Annotated in this window: 22 protein-coding genes; 13 read left to right on the plus strand and 9 right to left on the minus strand. The window is 34.8% G+C overall.

The window, feature by feature from the left end; all coding sequences use genetic code 11:
* Positions 1 to 44 precede the first annotated feature (44 nt).
* Positions 45 to 497: a peptide-methionine (R)-S-oxide reductase MsrB gene (gene msrB / locus C564_RS38395; RefSeq protein WP_371388579.1), complete on the plus strand. Its 453-nt coding sequence runs from the start codon at positions 45 to 47 to the stop codon at positions 495 to 497.
* A 25-nt stretch (positions 498 to 522) separates the two neighbouring features.
* Here the strand turns inward: msrB and C564_RS0107170 are convergent, their stop codons facing one another.
* Positions 523 to 3,633, minus strand: coding sequence for an efflux RND transporter permease subunit (locus C564_RS0107170; protein WP_018764850.1), 3,111 nt, complete (start codon positions 3,631 to 3,633; stop codon positions 523 to 525).
* A gap of 300 nt (positions 3,634 to 3,933) precedes the next feature.
* Between C564_RS0107170 and C564_RS0107175 the strand changes: the two genes are divergently transcribed.
* Positions 3,934 to 4,809 (plus strand): TetR/AcrR family transcriptional regulator, encoded by an 876-nt coding sequence (locus tag C564_RS0107175; RefSeq protein ID WP_018764851.1) that lies wholly within the window; start codon positions 3,934 to 3,936, stop codon positions 4,807 to 4,809.
* A 54-nt stretch (positions 4,810 to 4,863) separates the two neighbouring features.
* Here the strand turns inward: C564_RS0107175 and C564_RS0107180 are convergent, their stop codons facing one another.
* Positions 4,864 to 6,456, minus strand: a complete 1,593-nt coding sequence (locus C564_RS0107180; protein ID WP_003202496.1) for an ABC-F family ATP-binding cassette domain-containing protein — start codon at positions 6,454 to 6,456, stop codon at positions 4,864 to 4,866.
* Positions 6,457 to 6,585: 129 nt separating this feature from the next.
* On the opposite strand from C564_RS0107180, the gene C564_RS0107185 reads away from it, so the two are divergent.
* Both C564_RS0107185 and C564_RS0107190 read left to right on the plus strand, forming a co-directional pair.
* On the plus strand, positions 6,586 to 7,158 hold the full coding sequence (locus C564_RS0107185; protein ID WP_018764853.1) for a TetR/AcrR family transcriptional regulator: 573 nt from the start codon (positions 6,586 to 6,588) through the stop codon (positions 7,156 to 7,158).
* Between the two features lie 54 nt (positions 7,159 to 7,212).
* Complete coding sequence (locus C564_RS0107190) at positions 7,213 to 8,148, plus strand: SDR family NAD(P)-dependent oxidoreductase (RefSeq protein WP_018764854.1); 936 nt, start codon at positions 7,213 to 7,215, stop codon at positions 8,146 to 8,148.
* Positions 8,149 to 8,203: 55 nt separating this feature from the next.
* Here the strand turns inward: C564_RS0107190 and C564_RS0107195 are convergent, their stop codons facing one another.
* The 3 genes from C564_RS0107195 to C564_RS0107205 all read right to left on the minus strand — a co-directional run bounded on the left by C564_RS0107195 (position 8,204) and on the right by C564_RS0107205 (position 12,006).
* Positions 8,204 to 9,025: a glycosyltransferase family 2 protein gene (locus tag C564_RS0107195; RefSeq protein WP_018764855.1), complete on the minus strand. Its 822-nt coding sequence runs from the start codon at positions 9,023 to 9,025 to the stop codon at positions 8,204 to 8,206.
* 74 nt (positions 9,026 to 9,099) lie between these two features.
* On the minus strand, positions 9,100 to 10,554 hold the full coding sequence (locus C564_RS0107200; RefSeq protein WP_003202503.1) for an oligosaccharide flippase family protein: 1,455 nt from the start codon (positions 10,552 to 10,554) through the stop codon (positions 9,100 to 9,102).
* A 210-nt stretch (positions 10,555 to 10,764) separates the two neighbouring features.
* Complete coding sequence (locus tag C564_RS0107205; RefSeq protein ID WP_018764856.1) at positions 10,765 to 12,006, minus strand: ArnT family glycosyltransferase; 1,242 nt, start codon at positions 12,004 to 12,006, stop codon at positions 10,765 to 10,767.
* A 422-nt stretch (positions 12,007 to 12,428) separates the two neighbouring features.
* Here C564_RS0107205 and C564_RS0107210 point away from each other — a divergent pair, with 422 nt between their 5' ends.
* Complete coding sequence (locus C564_RS0107210) at positions 12,429 to 13,712, plus strand: ArnT family glycosyltransferase (RefSeq protein ID WP_018764857.1); 1,284 nt, start codon at positions 12,429 to 12,431, stop codon at positions 13,710 to 13,712.
* 262 nt (positions 13,713 to 13,974) lie between these two features.
* On the opposite strand, the gene C564_RS0107215 is transcribed toward C564_RS0107210, so the two are convergent.
* The 3 genes from C564_RS0107215 to C564_RS0107225 form a co-directional block, all read right to left on the minus strand.
* Entirely contained in the window at positions 13,975 to 14,325 is a 351-nt protein-coding gene (locus C564_RS0107215) for a DUF2304 domain-containing protein (protein WP_018764858.1), read from the minus strand.
* A gap of 6 nt (positions 14,326 to 14,331) precedes the next feature.
* On the minus strand, positions 14,332 to 15,060 hold the full coding sequence (locus tag C564_RS0107220) for a glycosyltransferase family 2 protein (protein ID WP_006096734.1): 729 nt from the start codon (positions 15,058 to 15,060) through the stop codon (positions 14,332 to 14,334).
* 206 nt (positions 15,061 to 15,266) lie between these two features.
* On the minus strand, positions 15,267 to 15,779 hold the full coding sequence (locus C564_RS0107225) for an acyl-CoA thioesterase (protein WP_003209287.1): 513 nt from the start codon (positions 15,777 to 15,779) through the stop codon (positions 15,267 to 15,269).
* Between the two features lie 461 nt (positions 15,780 to 16,240).
* Between C564_RS0107225 and C564_RS0107230 the strand changes: the two genes are divergently transcribed.
* Positions 16,241 to 17,557 carry a glycosyltransferase family 39 protein gene (locus C564_RS0107230; RefSeq protein WP_018764859.1) on the plus strand — a complete coding sequence of 439 codons (1,317 nt, stop codon included), beginning with the start codon at positions 16,241 to 16,243 and terminating at the stop codon, positions 17,555 to 17,557.
* 164 nt (positions 17,558 to 17,721) lie between these two features.
* On the opposite strand, the gene C564_RS0107235 is transcribed toward C564_RS0107230, so the two are convergent.
* A complete protein-coding gene (locus tag C564_RS0107235; protein ID WP_018764860.1) occupies positions 17,722 to 18,354 on the minus strand; it encodes a trimeric intracellular cation channel family protein in 633 nt (210 codons plus the stop codon).
* 289 nt (positions 18,355 to 18,643) lie between these two features.
* Between C564_RS0107235 and C564_RS0107240 the strand changes: the two genes are divergently transcribed.
* The 7 genes from C564_RS0107240 to C564_RS0107270 all read left to right on the plus strand — a co-directional run bounded on the left by C564_RS0107240 (position 18,644) and on the right by C564_RS0107270 (position 26,635).
* On the plus strand, positions 18,644 to 20,038 hold the full coding sequence (locus C564_RS0107240) for an O-antigen ligase family protein (protein ID WP_018764861.1): 1,395 nt from the start codon (positions 18,644 to 18,646) through the stop codon (positions 20,036 to 20,038).
* A gap of 86 nt (positions 20,039 to 20,124) precedes the next feature.
* Positions 20,125 to 21,228: a glycosyltransferase gene (locus C564_RS0107245; RefSeq protein ID WP_018764862.1), complete on the plus strand. Its 1,104-nt coding sequence runs from the start codon at positions 20,125 to 20,127 to the stop codon at positions 21,226 to 21,228.
* 14 nt (positions 21,229 to 21,242) lie between these two features.
* Complete coding sequence (locus C564_RS0107250; protein WP_018764863.1) at positions 21,243 to 21,983, plus strand: WecB/TagA/CpsF family glycosyltransferase; 741 nt, start codon at positions 21,243 to 21,245, stop codon at positions 21,981 to 21,983.
* Positions 21,984 to 22,168: 185 nt separating this feature from the next.
* The gene (locus C564_RS0107255) at positions 22,169 to 23,368 is read left to right on the plus strand and encodes an MFS transporter (RefSeq protein ID WP_003202523.1); all 1,200 of its coding nucleotides are present in this window, start codon (positions 22,169 to 22,171) and stop codon (positions 23,366 to 23,368) included.
* Between the two features lie 156 nt (positions 23,369 to 23,524).
* On the plus strand, positions 23,525 to 24,241 hold the full coding sequence (locus C564_RS0107260) for a LytR/AlgR family response regulator transcription factor (protein ID WP_018764864.1): 717 nt from the start codon (positions 23,525 to 23,527) through the stop codon (positions 24,239 to 24,241).
* Positions 24,242 to 24,363: 122 nt separating this feature from the next.
* Positions 24,364 to 26,439 carry a carbon starvation protein CstA gene (gene cstA / locus C564_RS0107265; protein WP_018764865.1) on the plus strand — a complete coding sequence of 692 codons (2,076 nt, stop codon included), beginning with the start codon at positions 24,364 to 24,366 and terminating at the stop codon, positions 26,437 to 26,439.
* Positions 26,432 to 26,635, plus strand: a complete 204-nt coding sequence (locus C564_RS0107270) for a YbdD/YjiX family protein (protein WP_026008488.1) — start codon at positions 26,432 to 26,434, stop codon at positions 26,633 to 26,635. Before cstA ends, C564_RS0107270 begins: the two co-directional genes overlap by 8 nt.
* Positions 26,636 to 26,677: the final 42 nt, after the last annotated feature.

A 26,677-nucleotide genomic window follows, 5' to 3' on the forward strand; every position in this document is an offset into this window, starting at 1 on the left:
TTCGCTATGAATTATATCGCCAAGGATCAGGACGCGATGCGTTTATTAAAAAGCATTGGCCGAAAGATAATGCGCATTTAAAAGAGCGATTAACAGATATGCAATTTTATGTAACACAAGAAAATGGTACAGAGCCTCCGTTCCAAAACGAATATTGGAATCATAAAGAGGAAGGAATTTACGTAGACATTGTTTCCGGTGAACCACTATTTACTTCTTTAGATAAATTCGATAGTGGATGCGGTTGGCCGAGTTTTACAAAACCAGTGATGTCCGCTAGTGTAAAAGAGAAAATGGACGTTAGTCACAATATGACGCGTACGGAAGTAAGAAGTAAAGAAGGCGATTCTCACCTTGGGCATGTGTTCCCAGATGGGCCAGGTCCGAATGGTCTTCGTTACTGCATTAATTCAGCGGCGCTTCGGTTTATTCCGAAAGAGGAATTGGAGAAAGAAGGTTATGGAGATTTTTTAATCTTGTTCGGAAATAAAAAATAACCTCGCATATTGCGAGGTTATTTCTTTATTCTACTGTTTTCTTTTTAAACTTACTGAGTACCTCATAAACAATTGGAACGATAAGAAGTGTTAATAATGTTGAACTTGTTAACCCACCAATTACCGTTACTCCAAGACCTTTAGAAATTAATCCACTTCCTTCAAATCCTAGTGCAAGCGGGATAAGGGCACCAATTGTTGCGATTGCAGTCATTAGAATTGGGCGTAAGCGTGTTGCGCCAGCTTCTAACAATGCTTCGCGTGTTGATAGCCCCTCGCGCTCCTTATGAATAACACGGTCGATGAGAACAATTGCATTCGTTACAACGATACCGATTAACATAAGGGCACCAATCATTGCCGATACGCTTAACGTTTCACCAGAAATCAATAAGGCAACAAGGGCACCAATGATTGTAAATGGTAACGAGAATAAGATTGCGAGTGGTGCAAGTGCACCGCCGAATGTAACGACAAGAACGAAGTATACAATGGCAATCGCAGCTAACATTGCTAGGCCAAGTTGTTTAAATGATTCTTGAATATCTTTTGTAACACCACCCATAGAAACATCTACACTAGAAGGAAGATCCATTTTATCTACTTCTTTCTGGACAGCAGCAGATGCTTTAGAAACATCATCAGATGTTAATTTTGCACTTACTTCTGCATAAACGCGACCATCACGATGTGTTACTGTATTGGAAGTTTCACCTTCTTTTACAGTCATAACATCTTTAACAGCAACCTCGTTGCCAAGTGGTGTTGTAATTTTACGATTTGTTAAATCATCAATTGTTTGATAATCATGTTTTTCTGCTTCTACATATACGTTAACATCTTTACCGTCTTTTTTGATTGTAGTAAGGACAGGGCGATCATGTTGGTTAGAAAGTCCCATTCCAATTTGGGCAGCGGTTAGTCCCACCTTACTTAATTTTTCTTGATCAGCGACTAATGTGTATTCTGCGTATGTTTTTGCAATACTAGAGTCAACATCTTTTAAATCTTTATTCTTTTTCATGATGTCCTGAATATCTTTAACAACAGGTTTGATGTCTTCTGAGCTATCTCCGTATACGTACAGCTTGATTTCATTGCTACCGCCACTTGCTCCGAAGTCTTGGCTTTTCCATTCACCTTTTCCTGCCATCTTTTGTAAGTCTTTAATAACTTGTTCTTTCTCTTTGTCGAAGTTCTTTGTGTCATTATCATACTGAACGAAGAACATAGCTTGATTTGTTTTACCTGGACTCATTGGGTTTTCTCCACCTAATGAGAACTGAATTGTTTTTACATCTTTTTTATCTTGGAAGTGTTTTTCAGCTTTTGTTGTAATTTTTTCAACATCTTCTAAAGTTTGCCCTGGTGCAGGGTTATACGTTGCAATAATCATTTTCTCTTCTTCAGATGGTAAGAAACTTACACCGATAATTGGTACAAGTGCAAGGCTACCTACTAATAAAAGAACAGCAAGGCTAGATGTAATGATTTTATGGTTTAATGCCCATCCAAGCAGGCGTTTATAGCCATTTGCTAATTTACTTGGTTTTTCTTCATGATGTACTTGTTTTTCTCTTGTACTTTCCTTTTTAAATAAAGAGTGTGCTAACATTGGTACAATTGTAACTGCTACAAGTAATGAAGCTAACAAGGCAAATACAATTGTTAAAGCGAACGGTAAGAACATTTCACCAATCATACCTTTTACAAGTCCAAGAGGTAAAAAGACTGCAATTGTTACAATTGTTGAAGACATAATCGGAACAAACATCTCTTTTGTCGCTTCACGAATTAAGTCTCTACCTTTTAATTTTTCGTCTGATAAGGACATGCGTCGGTAAATATTTTCAATAACAACGATCGAATCATCGACAACGCGCCCAATGGCAACGGTCATCGCTCCAAGCGTCATCATATTAAGTGTAATATCCATCTGTTTTAATACTAAAACAGCAATTAATAAAGAAAGTGGTATAGAGACAACAGAAATCAATGTTGTTCGAATGTTTCGTAAGAACAACATAATAATAACAATAGCAAAGATGGCACCAAATATTGCTTTGCTAAGCATAGTATCAACTGATTTCTCAATCGGTGCACCTTGGTCAAATGTTGAGATGATTTCTAAGTCTTTATATTTTTTCTCAAAGTCCTTCACTTTGTCTTTGACCGCATTTACGACATCAACTGTATTTGCATCAGCAGCTTTTACGATTTGGATACCGATTGCTTCTTTTCCATTTGTACGCGAAATAGATTCGGCTTTTCCTACTTCTTTAATATCAGCAATTTCTTCTAATGTAACAGTGGGAATTCCGTTAGCTGCAGCTGGATTCATCTGTGGCGCTTGAGCTCCTGCTCCTGGTTTGCCTTGACCACTTGCTGCTGAAGGGACGGCAGGAATCTTCATTTCTTTTAAAGCTTTGATTGTTGTAATATTACCATCTACAACAACTGATTTCTCCGTATCTTTAAAAGTATAGAGACCAAGTGGTAAAGATACATCAGAACCTTTAATGATATTTTTAATAGTATCTTCACTTAAACCCAATTCTTGCATCTTATCTTTTTTAAAGACGAGTTGCACCTCATCTACTTGTTGTCCAGCAATTTGAACAGATGCAACGCCATCGAGCCCTTTTAGTCCTGGAACAATATTTTTTTCAACCTTTTCAGTTAAGGCAGCTAAAGATTCATCTTTACTTGCTACGCTTAATGAAATAACAGGAAAGGCATTAAAGTTTACTCGAGAAACTTTTGGATCTTTCACGCCTTCTGGTAATTTTACATTTGCAAGTGCTTCTTTAATTTCAGTTTCAGCTTTTTCCATATTCTTATCAAAGTCATATTCTACTTGAACAGACGAAGCATTTTGATAAGAGGAAGAACTTACAACGTTCACGCCATTTAAATTCTGCAGCTGTTCTTCCATCGGTTTCGATACCTTATCAGCTACTTCTGCTGGTGTAGCACCAGGATAAACCGTTGTTACCGTTACAACTGGCGTTGTAATGTCAGGAATTGTTTCTAGCTTCATATTAAGGCCGGAGTAAATCCCTGCAATGGTAACAATAATGGTTAGTAGCCAAACTGCGAACTTATTTTTTAAAGAAAAGTTAATGATTTTGTTCATGTTTGCGCTCCCTTTTTAACGTGTATTGACCAATCGGTCAGTCTAATACACAATATAACTGACTGATTGGTCAGTCGTCAATGAAAAGGAATGGTATAATAAAGGGAAACTTCCATCAGTGGGGAGGGTTCTTCATCCCTCATTGATAGTTAGTCCTTACCAATTGGGCTTTTACAGGCAGTTATCCTCCATCTATCTTCCTCGTGTCTCTCTGAACCTAGAGGTGGAGGGACTGCCTGTTAATGCGGGATAAAGTTAAGGTGAAATTTTATGATGCGAGATTGAATTAGGAGAGAAAATATGAAAGAAAAAGAACGTTTAATTATAGAAATGGCAATGAAGTTATTTGCAACTAAAGGTGTGAACGCAACGTCGGTACAAGAGATTGTAACAGCATGCGGTATATCAAAAGGAGCATTTTATCTATATTTTAAATCGAAAGATGAATTGTTATTAGCGACACTCCGATATTATTATGACAAAATCCATAAAAAGATGATGGCTATTGATGGAGAATCATTGCTGCCACGTGAAAAGTTTGAAAAACAACTACATTGTCAATTTAATGATGTACAAAAACATAAGGAATTCATTATTATGCACGCGAGAGAAAATGCAATTCCTTTTAATAAAGAAGTAGAAGCATTTATGATGAGAATGAAGCTCGAGTCACATGCATTTTATCGAAATAGTTTATTATCAATTTATGGTGGACAGGTTACTCCATATCTTTTAGATCTTGTTATTATGGTAGAAGGGATATGCAGGGGTTATTTAGAGTTAATTATTTTAAATGTAGCTGAAATAGATTTATTTCATGTTTCATCATTTATTTTAAAGAGGGTGGATGATCTTGTAGCAGGTCTTGTACAATCTAAGGATACGCCTGTTTTACATGAAGAAAAGCTGGGACAATTCTTTTGTAGTTCCGAGCTTATTAAAGAGCAGGCAAAAGAGCATTTTTTACAGGAAATTGTTATGTTCAAACGTACATTAGCAGATCAATTAGAAAATGATGAGTTGTTAGTTACTTTAGATGTTCTCGAAGCTGAAATGAGGTTGCTAAATCCGAGAGTTCCAGTTATTCAAGGGATGCTGGCTAATTTAAAAGCTTACGATGATTTGAAGGATTTTCGGTTGAGATTAGCTGGGTATTATCATATAAAAGTTATATAGGATGGATTTGTTCATCCATAATAAAAAGGGGATCATAATAGACCCCCTTTTTTATTAGTTATTAGATTGTGCCCATTCTTCTACGTTCCAAACTTTTGTAATCCAATCCTCATAGAAATCTGGTTCGTGACATACAAGAAGGATTGTTCCTTTATATGCTTTTAAAGCTTTTTTTAATTCTTCTTTAGCTGTAACATCAAGGTGATTTGTTGGCTCATCAAACAGGATCCAGTTGCTTTCTTCACCCATTAATTTACATAGACGGACTTTCGCTTGCTCTCCACCGCTTAATTGGCTTAATGGACGAGAAATATGCTCGTTTTTCAAACCACATCGTGCTAACATTGCCCGAACTTGGTGCTGATCTAGACTTGGGAATGTATTCCATACATCATCGATGGGCGTTAAATTCTCAGCTTTTACCTCTTGTTCGAAGTATGCAGGTTCTAAGAAATCACCAAGGCTTGTTTTCCCGCTTAATGGTTTAATTTTACCTAGGATTGTTTTTAATAATGTTGATTTACCAACACCATTACATCCAACAATCGCGATTTTTTCTCCACGCTCAATTGTCATCGTTAATTTTGGTAATAATGCATGTGTGTATCCAATTTCTACATCTTCACCTTCAAAGACAAAGCGACTGCTTGCGCGACATTCTTTGAAAGAGAATTCTGGTTTAATTGCTGTTTCTGGGCGATCAATACGCTCCATGCGATCTAGTTGTTTCTGACGACTCTTTGCACGACCTGTTGTAGAATAACGAGCTTTGTTTTTTGCGATAAAATCTTCTTGTTTTTTAATGAATTCTTGCTGCTTTTGATAAGCGTTTAAATGTTGATTTTTATTGATTTCAGCTAGCTCTAGGAATTTTTCATATGTCGCTGTGTAACGCGTCATTTTTGAGAATTCTAGATGGAAAATAACATCAACACATTTGTTCATAAATTCCGTATCATGGGAAATTAAAAGGAACGCATGTGGATATTCTTTTAGGTAATTTGTTAACCATTGAATATGTTCAACATCTAAATAGTTGGTCGGCTCATCAAGTAATAGTACTTCTGGTTGTTCAAGTAATAGCTTTGCAAGTAATACTTTTGTACGCTGCCCACCACTTAATGCAGAAACATCACGGTCTAATCCAATTGCATCAATTCCAAGACCACGTGCAGCTTCTTCAATTTTAATATCTAATAAATAGAAACCACCTGCTTCAAGTGCATCTTGAATCTCTGCCATTTGATCAAGAAGTTCTTCTAATTCTTCCGGCGTAGCTGTTCCCATTTTCTCAGTAACGATATTGAGTTCTTTTTCTTTCTCAAATAAAGGTAAGAACGCATCTGTTAATACGTCACGGATCGTTCTGCCCGGTGTTAATATTGTATGTTGGTCTAAATATCCGTAATGTGTACCAGGTGTCCATTCTACGCGTCCTTCATCATGGATAAGTTGTCCAGTAATAATATTCATAAATGTTGATTTACCAACGCCGTTTGCACCAACTAAACCAACATGTTCTCCTGCTAATAAGCGCATTGATACGTCTTTAAATAGTGTACGATCACCAAATGTATGACCTAAATTTTCAACTGTTAATAAGCTCATAATGTCCTCCGTCCATTTCAAAATAGTACCTTGAATCATGATACTAAATTCTCGGATATAATGCTATCCTTTCAAAATGTATATTTTTTCAAAAATAGGATTGCTTTTTTTTGGAAAAAGAATATAATGTAATTGAACGGTGGTTAATTAAATTGTGAGGTATGAGAAATGTCGCCAAGAAGAGCAGTTAAACAAGAATTAACGAGAGAAATGATTATGAATGCAGCAAGGGATTTATTTATAAAACAAGGGTATCAGCATACTTCAATGCGTAAAATCGCAGCAGAATTGGGATATAGTCATGGATCAATCTATTATCATTTTAAAAATAAAGCAGAGCTTTTTTATGCGATGGTTGAACAAGATTTTCAATTATTGGATCAAAGGCTAGATGAAACGATTGCTCAAAATTTACAGCGAGAAGAACAATTAAAAGCAGTGTTATTAGGTTTTATTGAATTTGGTCTACGAAATCAAAGTCATTATGAAATTATGTTTTTGATTAAAGATGAAGAATTAAAAGAATGTCTAGCAGATGAGCCAAATGCTAGTTATGATAAGTTCGCTAATGTTATATCTTCCTTATGTAATGGAAAGGTAAGCATAATGACTATATGGTCTGTTTTTTTATCATTACATGGGTTTGTATCGCATTATTGTAGAAATGTCCAAACGTTTGAAGATGTACAAGATTTAGCTAAAGCGCATGTGAATTTTATTGCAAAATCGCTTCGTATGTAAGTGATTTTCTTTTTACAATTAATTGAACGTCGGTTAATTAAAAGGGGGATTAAGATGAAAAAGGCGTTAGTATTGGGAGCATCTGGAGCAATGGGATATGCAATTACAAAGGAATTGTGCGGGAGAGGGATTGATGTAATTGCTTTTGCGAGAAATAAGGAGAAGCTAGAAAAGCTGTTTTACGATGAGGAAAGAATACAAATAATAGCGGGAAATGTATTTAAGCAAGCAGATATAATGGAAGCTGCTAAAGATGTAGATGTGATCTTTCATGCTGTAAATATTCCGTATACAGATTGGGAGATAAAACAGCCAGAGTTACTAAAAAATATATTAGAAACGACGAAACATCACGGTGCTAAATTAGCGATGGTAGATAATATTTATGCGTATGGAAGACAAGGACGAGGGAAGGTAACGGAAGAGGTTGTAAAGAATCCACATACAAAGAAGGGAAAAATTCGTTTACAGCTTGAATTGATGGCGAAACAGGCTGGTGTACCGGTACTTACTGCTCATTTTCCAGATTTTTATGGGCCAAATGCAGAAAGTACGCTTGTTCATCATACGTTACAAGGTGTTCTTGCAAATAAAATATCTAGCTTTGTCGGGGATAAGAAGCTTGCTAGGGAATATATTTTTACGCCGGATGGAGCTAAGGCGATTGTTGAATTAGCATTACGTGATAGTGCATACGGGCAAAACTGGAACATACCAGGAGTGGGTGTAATTACAGGGGAAGAGATGATCGGGCATATAAGAGAATTAACTGGATATAAGAAGCCTATAATGACTGTAAAAAAACGTATGATTGGAATGCTTGGCCTATTTGATAAACAAATGAAGGAATTTTTAGAAATGTTGTATTTGACAGAAGAGCCAGTGGTGTTGAGTGGGGAAAAGTATGAGAGTTATATTGGTGAAGTACCAAAGACATCTTACCATGAGGGACTAAAGGAGACTATTTTGTTTTTGAAGGGGAGAAATTAGATAAAAAAGAAGAGCAAACTGTTCTAATATTGAACGATTGCTCTTCTTTTTTCTTCTATTTAAAATATCCTCGAACGATTCCTTTTAAACGATTTGCATGGAATTTGCGTTTATCATTCGAAATATTTTGCGTCATACGGAATGTAGCGGCTGCAACCGCACGTAAAAAGTATGGGAAGCCGTAATGTAAACGAATTACTCTTCCGAAACCACCGGCATAGGAAATGGCTCTTTTTAATGATTGCTCATTAATGACTTCTTCTTTTACTGGATGGTATACGAATATGTCTTTTTTAAATAGTCCTGTATATCCATTTTTCATACCGCGTAGTACGAAGTCAGTTTCTTCACCAGCTCCGTAAATTGTTCCTGATCCAACACCTAAGTCTTCATCAAATGTACCAACATCTTGCACAAATTGTTTCGTAAAGAATAGTGTGAAAGACGGTCCCATGAATCCATATTTATCATTTAAAATAATATCGGTTTCTGGTGCATGTACTAATGAGCCTGTTCCTTCAACGTTTGTAGTATTTGTTGATATAAATTGAATATCCTTATCCTTATTAAATGTTTCTAGGATGCTTTCCAACACGTTTGTTTCATAAATACAGTCATCATCCGGAAATGCGATAATATCACCATCAGCTACTTTTAATCCTGCATTACGGGCACGGGATAATCCTTTAATAGGCGTATAAATATAGTTGATGGAAAATTTTTCTTTATAATCTTCAAAGAGATCAGAAATTGGTGTATCGTTTTGGTCAACTACAATGAGCTCAAAGTTTTTATAAGTTTGTTTTTCTAATGAGTTTAGTAAATCAAGAATGTCATCACGTCTGCCGCAAGTAGCCATGATTAAAGAAAATTTCAATTGTAACAGCTCCTTCAAGAGGGTTCATTTGTTCATATACAGAAAATAGTTTGTATTTCTTACGTTATTTTACATTAAGCTCTTTTAAATCTTGCTTTTATTTTGTCTAATAGCATAAAGAGAATTTCATCTTTCGCTATGAATAGGATAAGTGCATAAGCCAATCCACATGCTAACATTGTGACGATAACTTGTAGAACTTGTCCGGAAATTATCGTATTCACTAAGAATGCTATTGGTAAAAATGTTAGTGAATAAAACAGGTATTTTAGCTTTTGCATATCGAATAATGTGTAATTTACTTTTAATTTCTTTTTTATATAAATATATTCCAATACAATCAATGTACAGTTAGCAATCGTTGTTGTAATAATTGCTGTTGTTGGTGTAAGTACATGGAAGAATACAAGCGCAAAATTTAATACAAGGTTTGTAAAACCACAAATGAATAAAAAGCGAACTAAAATACTTTCTTTCTTTTTCACATAAATAATTTGGTTGGATAAAATAGATTCAATTCCTACCGAAATCATATAAAATGCGAAAACCATTAATGTGTCACCAGCTCCGGCATATTGCTTTCCGCCATAAATAATAACGGCTCCGTGAGCGATAAGCATTAAACCAATAGCAGCTGGGAACAACGTAATGAAATATACTTTTGAGATTTTGTTTAGTAATGATTCATATTCTCCTTCAGTTGAGTTTCCTGATAAATAAGAAAGCCTTGGAATTGTAACTTGGACAACACTTAGCATAAGTGTATTAATAATGGTCATAATTTGAAAGGGCATTACATAGAAAGCGACCGTAGCTTCTCCTTTATTTTCTAATAAGAAGAGGCGATCTAATTGTGTATATAACATATTGGCGTTTGAAAAGATAACGACTAATACTAAAGGTTTTAAATGTGGAACAATTGTTAAATTAGAAAAATCAAATTTGACTTGACGCTTCACATATATAAAGCTAATGATATGGTTTAAAAATGTTGATAAGGCTAATAAGCCAGCGAATTTTTTATAGTCATCCACTCCGTGAATTAGAGCGAAAAGAAGCACGACATAAGTAAGTCGGACGATAACTGTTTTCTTCGTAATGAAATCATAATTTTCATGTGCCTCGTTAAACCATTCTACGTAAAACAAATTTGAAATAAAATTGAATCCGAAAATGAGCAGTACAGGAAATAAATTCTTGTCGCCGTATCCAAGGTAGCTAAAGAGTACGAATGTTACTAGAGCCAGGATACTGGTTGTAAAGTTAATCACATATAGACTTGTGAACAATTGTGAAACTTTTTTCTTATCATTTTTTACTAAGCTGATTTCACGTAATCCATATTGATATACACCAAATACAGCAAAAATGAAAAAATAATTAAAAATGGTTTCAGCGGAGCTAACAGTTCCTATTGAAGTGGCCCCGAGTGTTCGGTATGCGTAAGGGCCTACTAAAATTGGAAGAATGATATTAAAGGTATTGAGCAATATTTTATAGAAAATATTTGATACAAGTGACTTTTGCATAATTTCACCTTTCCATACAAATGAAAGTCAAATAAAGTACCTTTCATGTGAATCATATTAGTTATTGGAATAGATTCCTTAATGAATCAATTACTACCCGTAGTTAATAACCACGGGTATAAGTTTACCTCACATAAACTTTGTAAAGCAACCATTGGTTGATTCGGAAGAGATATAAATAATGCCCCAAATAAAATTGGGGCATTTGCTTTATCTATATTTTAAATTAGAAAGTGCCTGTATGATACGTACAATACCATAGGAGGCAATTAGACATATCAGTGGCATTATGAAATATCCGTAGCGGTCTATAGCAAGGAATATATTTGTAGATGCTACGTATACGATAACACTGCTTACTAACATCATAAATCGTTTGTGCTTAAAGGAATTTAGCATAAAGCAGAAAGAACTTAGAGCAGTAAAAGCGATTAACAGTTGATGATATTTTTTCAAAAATGGATAGAAGGGATAACTTCCTACCCAAGATGGTCGTATAAATAATTCAATTGTTTTCCCAACAGTAAACCAGGAGAACCAATAAGTAAAGTCTGTGGTAAAACCTTGTTTAATGAGATCTTTAGCATAAACAGTAGAGTCTGTATATCCTGCAGCAATCATATCTTTCCCTATATCTGCCGATCTGGAAAATGGGTTTGCGCCAGCTAGTAATGGATTACCGCCTTGGGTCGAAAATAGAATGAACTCATTTAAAGAAATCCAGTTTCTTAATACCCATGCACCTATAATAAAGAAGGGACCGATGCACCATAGGAGACCAATTTTAATTGACTTCCAAACTCCATAAGTATAAATAACAACAAGTATTGGAATAAGGAGCATAGGGGCTGGGTTTGGACGGAACATCAATAGAATAGAAACTACAACCCCAAACCAAATATGGTATTTTACTTTGTTATATTTCCAACATAATATAAAAACATACAGGGATAAACATAGCAAAAACATGGAAGGTGGTTCCGTTAAAAGCATGCGGAAATATTGATAAATACTAAAGTAACAGGCATATAGTCCAGCCGCTATAATTCCATATGCTTTTCTCTCAAATAATTCTTTCCCGATAAGGTAGAGAACTAGTATAGTGAGTAAATCAAATATTAAGTTAAACCCAGTAGCTACATAATAATAGGGTATATGTGTTACCTTTGATATAATCATGGCTCCAGCAAGCATTAAAGGTTGAGCCGGTGTAACATAGGCATTTTTCGATGGTGGATCGCTTGGTTCGAGATAAATAAATCCAAAAATACCATGTTCTAATAGCTGTTTAGCAGTTAAAGTATAATTATAAGCATCGACTGCACCAAAATTTTGTTTAATTATCTTTTCATCTACACCAGGTTGCTTTACTAGGCAAAAAATATGTAGTAGCAGTGAAAACGCTAAAATTATATATAATGATTTGGGTAGCTCACTTAAATATCGTCGCAATATAATTCACTTTCCTTTCTCTAAAGTATCACTCAAAATTCCATTATAGATTATTTCCACAAATGTGACCAGTTTTATGAAAATATAGAAAAACAAGGAATTGATAAAGGCAGATTATATTTAAATTTATTTATAGTTGTATGGACACAAATTGTTTGTACACTTACAATGGACCTTGAGAAATTGTAAGGATGGCTCGCTCAAGATACTCTCTATTCCACATAATTTGGTTTAAAAAGAGGATAAAATATAATGCAAGGAAGTTAATGTAGTACATTTTAAGTTTTAAATGGTAAAATATAGAAGGATTTAGAAAATAAGAAGAGGATAAGGAACTACATAAAGTGAAATTTCCTTTGTTAGGACTTTGAATGATTTAATTTTATTATGTGTATATTTTAAATTGAAGGAGTAGAATTCATTTGTTCAAGAAATATATTGAAAAACCGTATTTTCTACCATTATTAGTTGTTCTTTTTTTAGGTTTTTTATTAAGATGGACTGTTTTGGTTAAATATGGTGTGGATTTAAATATTGTTAGTGATGATTTAGGATATCAAACTAGTGCGAAAAATTTGTTAGAAAGTGGAATGCTTACATACCATAATGCAGATCAACCAACTATCCATATTATGCCAGGGCAATCATTTCTGCTAGCTGCAATTTTTGGGATATTTGGTAAGGCTAAATTAGGTTTATTTGTAGCAAAAATGACGATGATTTCTTTTGGGGTTCTTAGTATTTATATGACTTTTCGTATTGGAAAGTATATATTTAATCCTACAGTTGGATTGATAGGAGCATTTTTATTAGCGATATATCCTCCAGAAATAGTAATAGATAACTTAACATTGACTGAGAGCCCATTCTTATTTTTATCATTAGCTCTTCTTTATTGGAGTTTAAAACTAGCAGATAGTCATTCAATGAAAGATTTTCTTTTGCTTTTATTGTTTTACTTTTTAGCATTATTTTTCCGTGTTCAAATTGCAATCTATCCAATCTTCCTATTCGGTTATTTACTAATAAAGAGATATCCGTTTAAAATTATGATGAAGCAACTCCTTGTCAGTATAGTGGCATTATTTTTAGTGCTTGGTCCTTGGTGGGTGCGAAACTATATCCAATTTGATAAATTTATACCTCTAACAGCTGGTTCTGGAAACCCATTATTATTAGGGACGTATCAAGGTGAAGGGTATCCAGGCGGGAAGAGTATAGAAGAGATTGAAAAAGAGATATTTAGTGAGTATCCAGATATTCAAGCACATCAATGGATGGAGATGGAGCAAAAAATAGCAGTCGAACGAATGAAAACGTGGTGGGAAACAGATAAAACCTCGATGTTAAAAAGTTATTTGCTTTTAAAACCGCAGATTTTTTGGGATACACCATATTATTACCCGTATCACCAAATTTCTATTTTTGGTATTGATGGAAAAGACATGAGAGTTATTTATGATTATATCAAGGTCATATTCTTAGTTTGTACGATTATCACATTTTTATTGGCCCCTTCGAAGTGGAGAGAGTGCACATTCTTATTAGCGTTAATTGTTCTTCAAACATACTTTAATACTTTATATTTTGCCTATAATCGGTACGCGTTGCCTCTTATGCCGTTTTTATTCATTATGATAGGAATGGGTATCACAACGTCATTCATGGCTATAAGAAATATAGGAAAGAATGTATTATCTAAGTGAAATTGAAATCTGAAGTAAAAGTTATTTAGTTTTATATAGGTATAATTCATCACCTATCAAAGGGATTTTAAAAAGTGACATGAAAGCTTTATTATTTAAAAGGTGGCCGCGCTATGCAAGGGTCATCTTTTTTTGATTTGAATCAACCTAGGATGTAACTAAAGGATATAGATGAAAATAGATAAAACCCCAAACAATGAATTTTGTTTAAAATTCATTGTTTGGGGTTCTCTGGTAAAATAAAATTCACTTTTAATATATTTTATTTTGCCTGTTCTCTGTCTTTTGCTAGCTTTTGTTTTAATAATGCATATTCTTGTGTTAATGTCACAAGCTGGTGATGTTGTTTAGATAATTTTCGAGTCAAATCAAAAATTAAGATAAAGCAAAATAACAAGCCGAACAAGAATAAAATAGATGGTGGATATTCTACTTTCAGTAGTTTCCCAATCCAATTTATAATTCTATCAGTAGAACTTAAGATAGCCATGGATATACAAACGAAAATCCATAGAATTGAGTATTTTGTTTCTAGGGCTCCTTTACGAATGGAGTTAATAATAATTAAAAACAGTAAGATAATGAAGATAAACGAAAAGGTAATTATTGGCATTTATGATCAACCCTTCACGATTTTTTGCATTAATATAGCGAGACTTACTTTAATCATGTAATATGCAGATTTTAAAGGAGTAATAGATGATTGTCCTCCTTGTCTTTCTTGCATATTTACAGAAATTTCATTGATACGTAAACCTTTTTTCTTTAAGTGGATTAGGACCTCTGGTTCTGGATAATCCTTTGGATAGTTATAAGAAAAGATTTCAATTACTTTTCGGTTAATTGCACGGTAACCAGATGTTGGATCCATAAATGTTTGTCTTGTTAATAATTTTAATAAGGCTGTAAAGTAAAAAATACCAATTCTGCGTGAGAGGCTACCTTTATAAGCTGTTTTCTCAGTAAAACGTGAACCTAGTACCATATCGCACTTATTTTCAGCGATAGGTTGAATGATTTTGTATAAGTCCTCAGGATTATGTTGACCATCTGCATCAAATTGAATTGCAATGTCATATCCGTTTATATCAGCATATTTATAGCCAGTTTGTACAGCAGAGCCAATTCCTAAATTGTATGGTAAATTTACAATATTAACTGGGAATTCTTTTACAATTTCTGATGTTCGATCGCGTGAACCATCATTAATAACACAAATATCTAATTGCGTGAAATGTTGTTTAAGCTCTAATAGTCTTGTTAATGTATCTCCGATTGCTTCTTCTTCATTGTAGGCAGGAATAATAATCAATGTTTTAGGTATTGAAATTGGTACTTCAACAGACATTTTTGCACCATCCTCTATATAAAAAATATGTAATGACATTAAATTAAATGAGCTAATTTAAGCATACTTTACATAATATATCATTAAAATTATAACAAAATAAAGGATAAAGTATGTAATTTTTGTAAAATGAAAAGTCTGACTATGCATTTTTTTGATAAAAAATAGCGAATATAGTAAGACTATATTCGCTAAAAGGTTTTCACTTATACACTCCAAGGTTTGCTCAGTGTTAATACATCAGCCATTTCTTTACTTTTTGAACGGTTTTCTTTTTTGCTTTGTGCACGTTCTTTTCCGGTTTTGTATAACCAATGTTCTTCTTCTGTTTCTGGTAACACTTGAGGTACAGAAGACGGCTTGCCATCTTTTAATGCTACAAATGTAATGAAGCAAGTAGCAGCAATGCGGCGTTCCCCTTCTAATAAATTTTCTGCAACGACTTTCACAAATACTTCCATAGATGATTTTCCCGTATAGCAAACGAATGCCTCATAGCAAACGGAATCCGTTTGATGGATTGGAGTTAAAAAGTCAACGGAATCAATGGAGGCCGTTACGCAATGTTTCCTACTATGTCTTGCTGCTGCAATAGATGCGATGCTGTCAATTTCCGCTAATAGTTTTCCGCCAAATAATGTTTGATGATTGTTTAAATCATTTGGGAAAACACGCGTTGTTTTAATTGCTTTTGATTCTCTCATAAATTTCTTATCCATATAATCTACTCCTATTTCTGTTTCCTATATAAAAAAGATGGGTATTTTCTATCGAATATTATTTGTTATTTAGACGATTGAGATCCGATAAAAAGTTTACTTCATTAAAATAGAATAATATTGTATTTCTATGCGTGTAACTGAAAGAAAATTTAATTTGTATAGATTGTAGTGTAAAAGAGGTTTCGCTTACATTGCAAGCGAAAAAGTGAATGTTATATTTTTCTATATAAAGTGAAACTTTAATCAGTAGTTTTTTTCATCCCTCACTGATTATTAGCACTAATCAATCAGTACTTTTACAGGCAGTTCATCTCCTGGTTAATTCCGCTCCTTCTGTTTGAATTTCGTGGTGAGAGTATTACTTGCTCGCAAATAGCGGGATAAATTTTCTAACTGTCATGTGCCCATTCATGATAGAATCGTTGTGTTATGAATGGAAATAGAGGTGCAATATACATATGAATAACATACAAACAGGGTTTTCATCTTTTTTTAGTAAAATAATTATTGGAACTATGCTTGCCTTTTTTGTTTATTCTTGCTGGAACGCCTTCGAGGGAAGTAAGCAATCTTTGGGAGGAAGCGCCACAAGTTTAACGATTGTGCTATCAATTTTCGTGATACTCCTTTTACTTCTTGCTTCTATTTTGCAATATCGATTTACGGATAAACAGTTTCTCATTTTTCTAATGAGTATGACAGTGCTGGTTAGGCTTGGAGCAGTTCTCTTTTTTGATGCTCCAGTCATAGGTAATATGAGAGCTATGTATGAGACTGCAAAACAAGTTGCGCTAGGAAGCAGTAATGTAACTGTTGTTAGTCAATTACCTTTCATTATATATGAGTCAGTATTGATTCGTGTGTTTGGAGATGCTACATTTGTTTTGCAATTTTTTAATGTTTTGTATTGCGCAGGAACAGCGTTTTTCATTTATCGAATTGCTGCAAGTTTATTTCAAGAAGAATGTGGCCGAATTGCTGCAGTGTTTTACTCGCTATATTTGCCAAATATTCTTTCATGTTCATTATTAACAGGGGAATTATTCTCTATATTTTTATTTTACTTTGCGAGTTATATATTACTACATAAAGGATTGAGTCATTCTTACATGTGGGCATGTGCTGCGATACTATTTGCTCTTAGTAATATGATGTATCCAGTAGGCATATTTATACTTATTTTAGTAATTGTGTATGTCTTGCTAGTGGAAGTATTCCAAAGTGCAGATAAACAAAATGTATTGTTAAAATTAATAGGGATTTTAGTCGTATTTTATGTTACTCATTTTGCTGTGAATTATGGGATTCAAGCAATGGGAATAAAACAGTATGCCATTTCTAACGATGCGTATGTGCAATCGGTTTTAATCGGGGAAGAGCGTAATAAACAAGAAACCGTTCAAGCGCAAAGTATGAAAGAGCGCTTGAGTCAAAAGTTAAAAGAGTTAGAAACAGAGCGGTTAGCTGTGGTTAAGCCAAGTATAGATCAGGTATCATCAGAGGGAATGAATGGAATATTGCTAAAAGGTGAAAAACTCACCTTTATAGCTGTAACTTTATTTATGTCAATTGCGCTTTTACATTTCCTTATTCAGAAACAAAAGAGCGAAGGCTATATGTTGTTACTGTTACTTATAACAGGATATATTGGAATGAAGCTTTTTAATGCAGATATTGTGTACGATGGTTTAACGATACCAAGTCTTTTTATCTTACAAAGTTTAGGTGTATATATGTTGTCATCCTATTGTCAAAAGCTATTTTTCAAAAAATAAAGTGAAGCCTTGCGTAGCAGGAAGGTTTGATCCTATATTTTTAGGGAAATCTTGAAGCGTGTGATAAAAGAAAACTCACCGTTTTTTAAAATGGTGAGTTTTTTCTTATATTTAGGCAATAAGGAGTAACTATTATAAATAAAGAGAATTCGATTTGAATTCTCTTAATGACTTTTATTAGCTTTTGCATGAGCCTTAAAGAAGACTGGAAAATGCACATTATATATAACAGTGACTACACGTATGATGAACGTTACTAGTAAACAGATATAAAAGGCTAATACGTGTGCACCCATTTCATACGTAATTAGGAAACTAATTGCACCTAGAATAGAAGCAATTGCATAGATCTCTTTACGGAATACATAGGGAATATCTTGAGCGCAAATATCGCGCATAATCCCTCCACCAATACCTGTAATAACACCCATCGAAACAACTAAAAATGAAGCATCAACGTGATGCGACATTGCAGCGTTTGCGCCAATAGCAGTAAAAACGCCTAAACCGACAGCATCTGAAAGCATGATTACAACTTGAAGTTTATTAATACGTTCAAAAAACATACAAGTAAAGAGGGCTGCTAGTACACTGATAAAAAAGTAAATCGGTTGTACAAATGCAACGGGAGGTAGGTTACCAATCATAATATCACGAATAATTCCGCCACCGAGTGCAGTAGCTACAGCTAAACAAAGGACACCAAATAAATCTAGATCTTTCTTTAAACCAACTAATGTACCAGAAATGGCAGCGGCGACAATGCCAAGAAACGTAAATATTTCGATTAATAACATAGCTCTAATCCCTTCCTCTTAAAGATGTTCCAGAGCAAAATATACACTAAAGTTTTAGAAATAACAATTACTTTTCGTTACATGTAGAAAAAAAGAAAAAATGGGGAAAGAAAGCGTTTGAAGATACGAGATATGTGACATACGAGAAGGGGATTTATTATCTTTTATCTGCATAAATAGGAAGTGGTTAACTAAAAAATTATGGTATAATAAATATTTGAGACGAGTTAGAGGTTTATTGTAAATTGTATAAAGTGAGATAAGGTAATGATAGTTATGGGGGTTCGAGATGTTAGGAAATAATAATTTAAGTAATAAATTCGGGAATTTTTTATTGATTTTCATTATGTTACAGCCGGTTTTAGACTTACTCACGTCATTTTGCATCATGGTTTTAAAGATTGATACGACAATTGGAATTATTACGCGTCTATTTGTAATGGTTCTTGGTGGAATCTATATTTTATTTCAGGCAAGAGAAAAAGAAAATCGTAAATATATCATATATTTAATAGTAGTTGGAATTGTTCTTGCTGCAGGTTTAGTAAATAATAAATTGGTTAAAAGCCCTATCATGTTGGGAGAAGAAATTAAATTTATAGCAAAAGCATTATATCCATTTATTATGCTTACTTGTTACATTTTTGTGTTTAAATCATTACGTGAAAAAGCAAATGCATATTCAAAAATGCGTAACTATATTGTGTATTCAGCATTAATTATAAATAGTATCATGGTTATTTCAATTGCGACAGGAACTGATTATAATAGCTACGAGTGGGTGAAACTTGGTTCACGTGGGTGGTTCTATGCAGGAAATGAACTAGGATCTATTTTAGCAGTTATATGCCCAATTGTTGTTCTATATTCAATTGAAAAAACAACAAGCATAGCGAAAAGTTATTTTTGGATTCCTTCTATTTTAATTATCTTCTCATTATTTGCTGTTGGTACGAAGGTGGGAGTTGGAGCCATTTTTGGCACAATGGTTGTTGCTGTTTTCATGTGCTTTGTTCAGGCATTTTTACAGCGTAAAGATAGAAATAAGAAGTCATATTTACTGAATGGCATCCTTGCAACTGTTGTTTTTGCTGGAGCACTAGCATATACACCGTTTTCGCCATTCTTAAAAAATATGGGATTTCACGTCCAAGGTCTTAATGAGAAAAAAGAAGTGAAAAAGGCGGAAGAAAAGAAGGAAGAAAAAACGCATCATAAACCGCCTGTAACACAAGAGGAAAAAGCAAAAGCAAAAGAAATAGAGAAAAAAGAGGAAACACAAGCAATAATCTTCAGTGGACGTGAGATATTTGAGAAAATGTATGAAGATTACTATGCAGAAGCTCCAACATCTCAAAAATTATTCGGTATGGGATATGCTGGGAATTTCAAAGAGAAACCGAAGCTAATTGAAAGGGACTTTCATGATTGGTTCTATACATTTGGGATTGTCGGTTTCATCCTACTTTTAATCCCATTTTTATACTTCGGTGTGAAAATTCTTCTCGTACTAGTAACTAGGTTTAAAGAGGTATTTACAGTAAGATACGGGTTATTAGCAACCGCATTAGGATTAGGTATGGGTATTGCATTTATAGCGGGACATGTATTTACAGCGCCTGGAGTAAGTATTTATTTCGCTGTGATTTTTGCATATTTAATCGTTGATTTAGAAATTGAATGATAGAAAAATAAAAGCTAGCGTCACGTTAGCTTTTATTTTTTGTTATAGTAAACTATAAGAGAACATAAAGATGGAGGAAGAAAGAGATGAAAGTGTTGCATATGAATGCTGGAGCAGAAGAAGGTGGCGGAAAAACCCACATTATTTCACTTTTGTCGCAATTTCCAAAAGCTGAAGTTGAACTAGTTGTGTTTGAAGAAGGTGCAATTGCTAGAGAAGCAAGAGAGCTCGGAATTAAAGTGCACGTTTTTTCTCAATCATCTCGTTATGACATATCGATTCTTTCTAAAATACGTACGTTTATTAACGAAGGACACTTTGATATTGTGCATACACATGGTGCGCGCGCGAACTTTTATCTTTCTCTTCTAAAAAGGAAGATACGTGCAAAATGGGTAACAACAGTTCATAGTGATCCAACTCTTGATTTTATGAAACGTGGTTTGAAAGGTTGGATCTTTACAAAGTTAAATTTACATTCATATAAGAAAGTTGATTTATTTTTTGCAATTACAGAACGTTTTAAGCAAAATACTGTAGCACTCGGTGTGCCAGCAGATAAAATTTGTACCATTTATAACGGGATTGAGTATGATGACATTCCAGCGAAACCTTATAACTTAAAAGATGAATTAGGTATACAAGAAGGAGTATTTACAGCGATTCAAGTAGCCCGCCTTCACCCTGTAAAGGGGCATAATATTTTATTCGATGCCTTGCAAAAAATAACAATTCCTAATATGAAAGTATTGTTAGTTGGTGATGGCCCGATTAAAGAAGAGTTGAAAGAAGCAGTAAGGCAGAAAGGGTTAGAAGATAAAGTATTATTTTTAGGTCATCGTTCGGATGTAAAAGAATTATATGCATCCGCCGATATTAATTTATTAACTTCTTATAGTGAAAGCTTTCCGCTTGTGTTATTAGAGGCTGCAAATCAACGTTTAACGTCTATTGCAACGAATGTTGGTGATATGGAACAGTTGATTGTCGATCCGACATACGGATGGATTGTGCCAATTGGTGATGCACATGCATTAGCAAGTGCATTAGAGGAAGGATATAAGAAGTGGGAGAATGGCGAATTAGCGGCGATGGGTGAACGTTTGTATGAGCATGCTTTTTCTCATTTCTCATTACGAAATCTATATGAAGATACTCATAAAGCATATAAAAAACTTTTATTGAAATAGAGAGGATTATAATTATGGCAGTACAAACAGTTGATATTTTAGGTGTCCCTTTTTCTACGATGACAATGGAAGAGACAATTCAATATATCATGAAGCAGCTAGAATCAGAACAAACTCATACATTTCAAGTTGTAACAGCGAATCCAGAAATCGTAATGTGTGCCAAAAAAGACCCAAGTTTTCATCAAACCCTTTTAGAAACAGATTTGATTACACCGGATGGTATTGGTGTTGTAAAGGCAAGTGGTATGCTAGGGACACCATTAAAAGAGCGCGTAGCAGGTTTTGATTTAATGAGTGATTTATTTGGAGCGTTATCGAAAGAGAATAAATCTGTATCTGTTTTTTTACTGGGAGCGAAACCACATGTTGTGAAGGGTGCTGCTAATCATTTAACAAAAACTTATTCAGCTGTATCTATTGTTGGTACGCAGGATGGGTATTTTAAACAAGAAGAGGAAGAGGGCATCATTGCTCGCATTCAAGAAGTAAAACCGGATATTTTACTTGTAGCTCTTGGATTCCCAAGACAAGAAAACTTTATTCAAAATAATAAGAATCGCTTACAAACAAAAGTAGCTGTTGGTGTAGGTGGCAGTCTGGACGTTTGGGCAGGAGAAGTAAAACGTGCACCAAAATGGATTCAAGCAATTCATCTAGAATGGTTTTACCGTCTATGTAGCAATCCGACGCGTTGGCGTCGTCAGCTTGTATTAGCTGAATTTCTAAAAGAAGTGATGCGTTCGAAAAAGTAGCGATATTTCGCTACTTTTTTTATTTGTGAAAGCTAAAAATGTAGTATTCTCCACTAATGGAAGCTCTATTTTATGGGAAGATTAAAAGGAAACTTTTAAGTGAAAATAGGGATAAAAGTATTTTACTTATACAATATACACATGTAAAATGAAGTGTAAAGACACCTGTGTGAGGAGGACTTCTAGTGGGGGATATAAAAGAAATTTCAAAGCGCAAGCTTCTTGGAATAGCGGGGCTTGGTTGGTTATTTGATGCAATGGATGTTGGCATGCTTTCATTTGTCATCGTTGCGCTGCAAAAAGAATGGGGAATAAGTAGTCAGGAGATGGGATGGATCGGAAGTATCAATTCTATTGGTATGGCGGTGGGAGCACTTTTATTTGGCATATTAGCAGATAAGTTGGGGCGCAAGTCTGTTTTTATTATGACATTATTATTATTTTCTATCGGTAGTGGGTTAACGGCATTAACAACAACATTAGCTATGTTTCTTATATTGCGTTTTTTAATCGGTATGGGGCTTGGTGGAGAATTACCAGTAGCTTCGACACTTGTATCTGAAAGTGTTGAGGCTCATGAACGCGGGAGAATTGTTGTATTACTAGAAAGCTTTTGGGCGGTTGGCTGGTTAATTGCAGCTCTAATTTCTTATTTTGTAATTCCAAAGTATGGCTGGCAAGTAGCTATGGTATTAAGTGCGATTCCAGCTCTTTATGCACTATATTTACGATGGAATCTACCAGATTCGCCGCAATTTGAAAAAGTTGAGAACAAACAATCTGTTATTACAAATATAAAGGCGGTTTGGTCTGGAGAATATCGAAAAGCGACGATTATGTTATGGATCTTATGGTTCTGTGTTGTCTTTTCTTATTATGGCATGTTTCTTTGGTTACCAAGTGTAATGGTACTAAAAGGATTTAGTCTAATAAAAAGTTTCCAGTACGTATTAATTATGACATTGGCACAGCTTCCCGGATATTTTACTGCTGCATGGTTTATTGAACGCCTCGGCCGTAAGTTTGTGTTAGTTACGTATTTAATTGGCACAGCATGCAGTGCGTACGTCTTTGGAGTAGCCGAATCGCTTACAACATTGGTGATAGCAGGAATGTTACTGTCCTTCTTTAATTTAGGAGCATGGGGTGCGTTATATGCATATACACCTGAGCAGTATCCGACAGTAATTCGCGGTACTGGAGCAGGTATGGCTGCAGCATTTGGCCGTATTGGTGGTATTCTCGGTCCATTGCTAGTAGGTTATCTTGTTGCTTCACAAGCGTCTCTTTCATTGATCTTTACAATTTTTTGCGGTTCCATTTTAATTGGAGTGCTTGCAGTAGTTATGCTAGGGCAAGAAACGAAGCAGCAAGAGTTGGTATAACGAAAGAAGGGAGTCCAAGAGGCTTCCTTTTTTGTTGTTTTTAAGGAAAGTGATGGTATAGTAAATAGAAAATAAGGCTAGAAAAAGGGATTGTTTCTTACTAAGGCGAATGTATACAACAAGACATATGGACAAAAGAATTAGGTGGTTGGGCAGATGAAAATTTTACTTATCATGGAAGATGCAGAACATCGAAATCGATTCATTGAGATATTTACAGAAAATATGCGAAATGTAGAGTGCTTTGAAGCAGGAACAGGAATGGAATCTTTACAAGTAGCTAAAAAGCATATTCCTGATTTCGTTTTTTTAGATACAGAATTAAAAGATGGTACAGGGTTTGAATTCTCTAGTTTATTACAACAATTAAATTGCGATACAAAGTTTATTTTTATCGGTGAGGATATAGGAGAGGCGATAACAGCTTTTCGCTTCCAAGCGTTTTATTATTTACTACGACCATTTCGTGAAGAAGATTTACAATTTCTCGTATATAGAATGGAACAAGACAAAGGAAAGAAAATAAAAAGCCATTTGCGAAAACTTCCGATTGAAAGTCACGAAGGGATTACGTATATTTTTCCAGAGGATATTGTATATGTAAGTAAGAATAAGGAGAATAAAACGGTTTCAATTTATACAGCGAATAATCAGTATATTTCAACGTATACACTTCAAGAATTGGAAAATAAATTAACAGCATATGATTTTTTACGTGTTCATAAAAGTTATTTAATAAATGTTATGCATGTTCAGGCATTAAAGCCTTATTATAATGGAACGTATAACCTTTATTTAGATAGGTATGATGAGAAACCGATTCCTGTTAGTCGAAACTATGTAAAACGACTTCGAAATAAAATTGAACTATAACAAGTTGTAAGTGAATTTCAACATGTTAACATAAGAATCCTTCATGATAAGGAGGATTCAAATTAAATATTCAGAAAATTTAGTACAATCTCCACTAAGAAGTAGTATAGGGGGGATTGTATGTGAAGGCGTTTAAGTCAATTTTACTTTGGGGTATCATCGCAGCATTAGGAGCAACCGGATTTGGTGTAATTGCCCTATCACAAGGTGAAACAATTAATGCTGTATGGCTATTAGTAGCAGCTGTTTCTGTATATGCAGTTGCTTATCGTTTTTATAGTAGATTTATTGCACAAAAAGTATTTGAGCTAGATAATAATCGGCAAACACCTGCTGAGACGCTAAATGATGGAAAGGATTATGTTCCAACAAATAAATGGGTATTATTTGGACATCACTTTGCGGCAATTGCAGGAGCGGGTCCATTAGTAGGGCCGATTTTAGCAGCGCAAATGGGATATTTACCAGGAACAATTTGGATTATTGTTGGAGTTGTAATTGCAGGAGCGGTACAAGATTTTGTTATTTTATTTGCTTCCATGAGACGTGATGGAAAATCATTAGGCGAAATGATTAAAGATGAGATTGGTCCTGTAACAGGATTAATTGCGATGATTGGTATTTTAGGTATTATGATCATTTTATTAGCAGTATTAGCTTTAGTAGTTGTGAAAGCACTTGTCGGTAGCCCTTGGGGAATGTTTACGATCGCAGCGACAATTCCAATCGCTATTTTAATGGGTGTTTATATGCGTTATATTCGCCCAGGGCGTGTTGGAGAAGGATCAGTTATCGGTATTATTTTACTTCTTTTATCTCTTGTTGGAGGACAGTATGTAGCTGAGAATCCTACGCTTGCAAGCATGTTTACTTTTAGCGGTGAAACAATTGCAATTATGCTTATTGTATACGGTTTTATTGCGTCTGCATTACCGGTGTGGATGCTCCTTGCTCCACGTGATTATTTAAGTACATTTTTAAAGATCGGAACGATTGTTGGGCTAGCAATTGGAATTCTAATTGTAGCACCAAACTTACAAATGCCGGCTGTATCCAAGTTCATTGACGGAACAGGTCCAGTGTTTTCCGGAAATCTATTTCCGTTTCTATTTATTACAATTGCTTGCGGGGCTGTATCAGGATTCCATGCTTTAGTTTCCTCTGGTACTACGCCGAAGATGATTGAAAGAGAAGGGCACGCACAACCAATTGGTTACGGGGCAATGTTAATGGAATCGTTCGTTGCGGCGATGGCCATGATCGCAGCTTGTGTATTAACACCAGGAACATATTTTGCAATTAATAGTCCGGCAGCTCTTATCGGAACGGATGTATCACAAGCAGCTCAAGTTATTTCTTCTTGGGGATTTGCAATTACACCAAATGAATTAAAGGATCTTGCTGTAAATGTTGGTGAACAAACGATACTATCTCGTACAGGAGGAGCGCCAACATTAGCAATTGGGATGGCCTACATCTTTTCACAAGTAATCGGTGGAACTGCGATGATGGCATTCTGGTATCATTTTGCTATTTTATTTGAAGCACTATTTATTTTAACGACAATTGATGCTGGTACACGTGTAGGACGATTTATGATTCAAGATATTTTAGGGCATGTATATAAACCATTTGCGAAAACAGATTCTACACTGGCTAATGTGATTGCAACAACGTTATGTGTGTTAGGATGGGGGTATTTCTTATACCAAGGTGTAGTTGATCCGCTCGGTGGAATTAATACATTATGGCCACTCTTTGGAATTGCTAACCAGATGTTAGCGGGTATTGCGTTATTGCTCGGAACAACGATATTGTTTAAAATGGGGAAAAAGGCGTACGTTTGGGTTACGCTTATCCCAACGGTAGGTTTGCTGATTGTGACGATGACAGCAGGCTACCAAAAATTATTCCATGAGAATCCGAAAATTGGATTTTTATCGCATGCAAAAGTATTCCAGAGCGCCTTAGATGAAGGGAAAATACTGGCACCGGCCAAAAATGTGGCACAAATGAAGCAAATTATCTTCAATGATTATATCGATGCTACGCTTTGTGGAATTTTCATGTTAGTTGTAATAGCAGTTCTTATTTCTGCTATTCGTATATGGATTAAAGCATTGCAAAATAAATCTATACCATTAAAAGAAGCACCATATATTCCAAGAGATGAAAGTGAGTCGAGAAATTATGCTTAAAAAATTGGAGAAGGTGTGGAGAACACGAAAGCAATTTATTAGTTTGCTTGTTGGAGTACCAAGTTATGAAACGTACGTTACCCATATGAAAGAGTACCACCCAGAAGCACCGATTTTATGTCGAAAACAGTTTTTTGCTGAGGCGCAAGAAGCTAGGTTCAATGCGAAAGGTGGAAAAATATCAAGGTGTTGTTGAAGAGAAAGAGCGATTCGTCGCTCTTTTTTTACTTTTTTGTTG

It is taken from the genome of Bacillus sp. 105MF (assembly GCF_000374885.1).
In the GTDB taxonomy this organism is placed as follows: domain Bacteria; phylum Bacillota; class Bacilli; order Bacillales; family Bacillaceae_G; genus Bacillus_A; species Bacillus_A pseudomycoides.

Excerpts from the sequence above, each read along its gene's own strand:
- C564_RS0107170 (WP_018764850.1), bottom strand. The coding sequence starts at position 3,633 with ATGAACAAAATCATTAACTTTTCTTTAAAAAATAAGTTCGCAGTTTGG.
- C564_RS0107175 (WP_018764851.1), top strand. The coding sequence starts at position 3,934 with ATGAAAGAAAAAGAACGTTTAATTATAGAAATGGCAATGAAGTTATTT.
- C564_RS0107180 (WP_003202496.1), bottom strand. The coding sequence starts at position 6,456 with ATGATTCAAGGTACTATTTTGAAATGGACGGAGGACATTATGAGCTTA.
- C564_RS0107185 (WP_018764853.1), top strand. The coding sequence starts at position 6,586 with ATGTCGCCAAGAAGAGCAGTTAAACAAGAATTAACGAGAGAAATGATT.
- C564_RS0107190 (WP_018764854.1), top strand. The coding sequence starts at position 7,213 with ATGAAAAAGGCGTTAGTATTGGGAGCATCTGGAGCAATGGGATATGCA.
- C564_RS0107200 (WP_003202503.1), bottom strand. The coding sequence starts at position 10,554 with ATGCAAAAGTCACTTGTATCAAATATTTTCTATAAAATATTGCTCAAT.
- C564_RS0107215 (WP_018764858.1), bottom strand. The coding sequence starts at position 14,325 with ATGCCAATAATTACCTTTTCGTTTATCTTCATTATCTTACTGTTTTTA.
- C564_RS0107220 (WP_006096734.1), bottom strand. The coding sequence starts at position 15,060 with ATGTCTGTTGAAGTACCAATTTCAATACCTAAAACATTGATTATTATT.
- C564_RS0107225 (WP_003209287.1), bottom strand. The coding sequence starts at position 15,779 with ATGGATAAGAAATTTATGAGAGAATCAAAAGCAATTAAAACAACGCGT.
- C564_RS0107230 (WP_018764859.1), top strand. The coding sequence starts at position 16,241 with ATGAATAACATACAAACAGGGTTTTCATCTTTTTTTAGTAAAATAATT.
- C564_RS0107235 (WP_018764860.1), bottom strand. The coding sequence starts at position 18,354 with ATGTTATTAATCGAAATATTTACGTTTCTTGGCATTGTCGCCGCTGCC.
- C564_RS0107240 (WP_018764861.1), top strand. The coding sequence starts at position 18,644 with ATGTTAGGAAATAATAATTTAAGTAATAAATTCGGGAATTTTTTATTG.
- C564_RS0107245 (WP_018764862.1), top strand. The coding sequence starts at position 20,125 with ATGAAAGTGTTGCATATGAATGCTGGAGCAGAAGAAGGTGGCGGAAAA.
- C564_RS0107250 (WP_018764863.1), top strand. The coding sequence starts at position 21,243 with ATGGCAGTACAAACAGTTGATATTTTAGGTGTCCCTTTTTCTACGATG.
- C564_RS0107260 (WP_018764864.1), top strand. The coding sequence starts at position 23,525 with ATGAAAATTTTACTTATCATGGAAGATGCAGAACATCGAAATCGATTC.
- C564_RS0107270 (WP_026008488.1), top strand. The coding sequence starts at position 26,432 with ATGCTTAAAAAATTGGAGAAGGTGTGGAGAACACGAAAGCAATTTATT.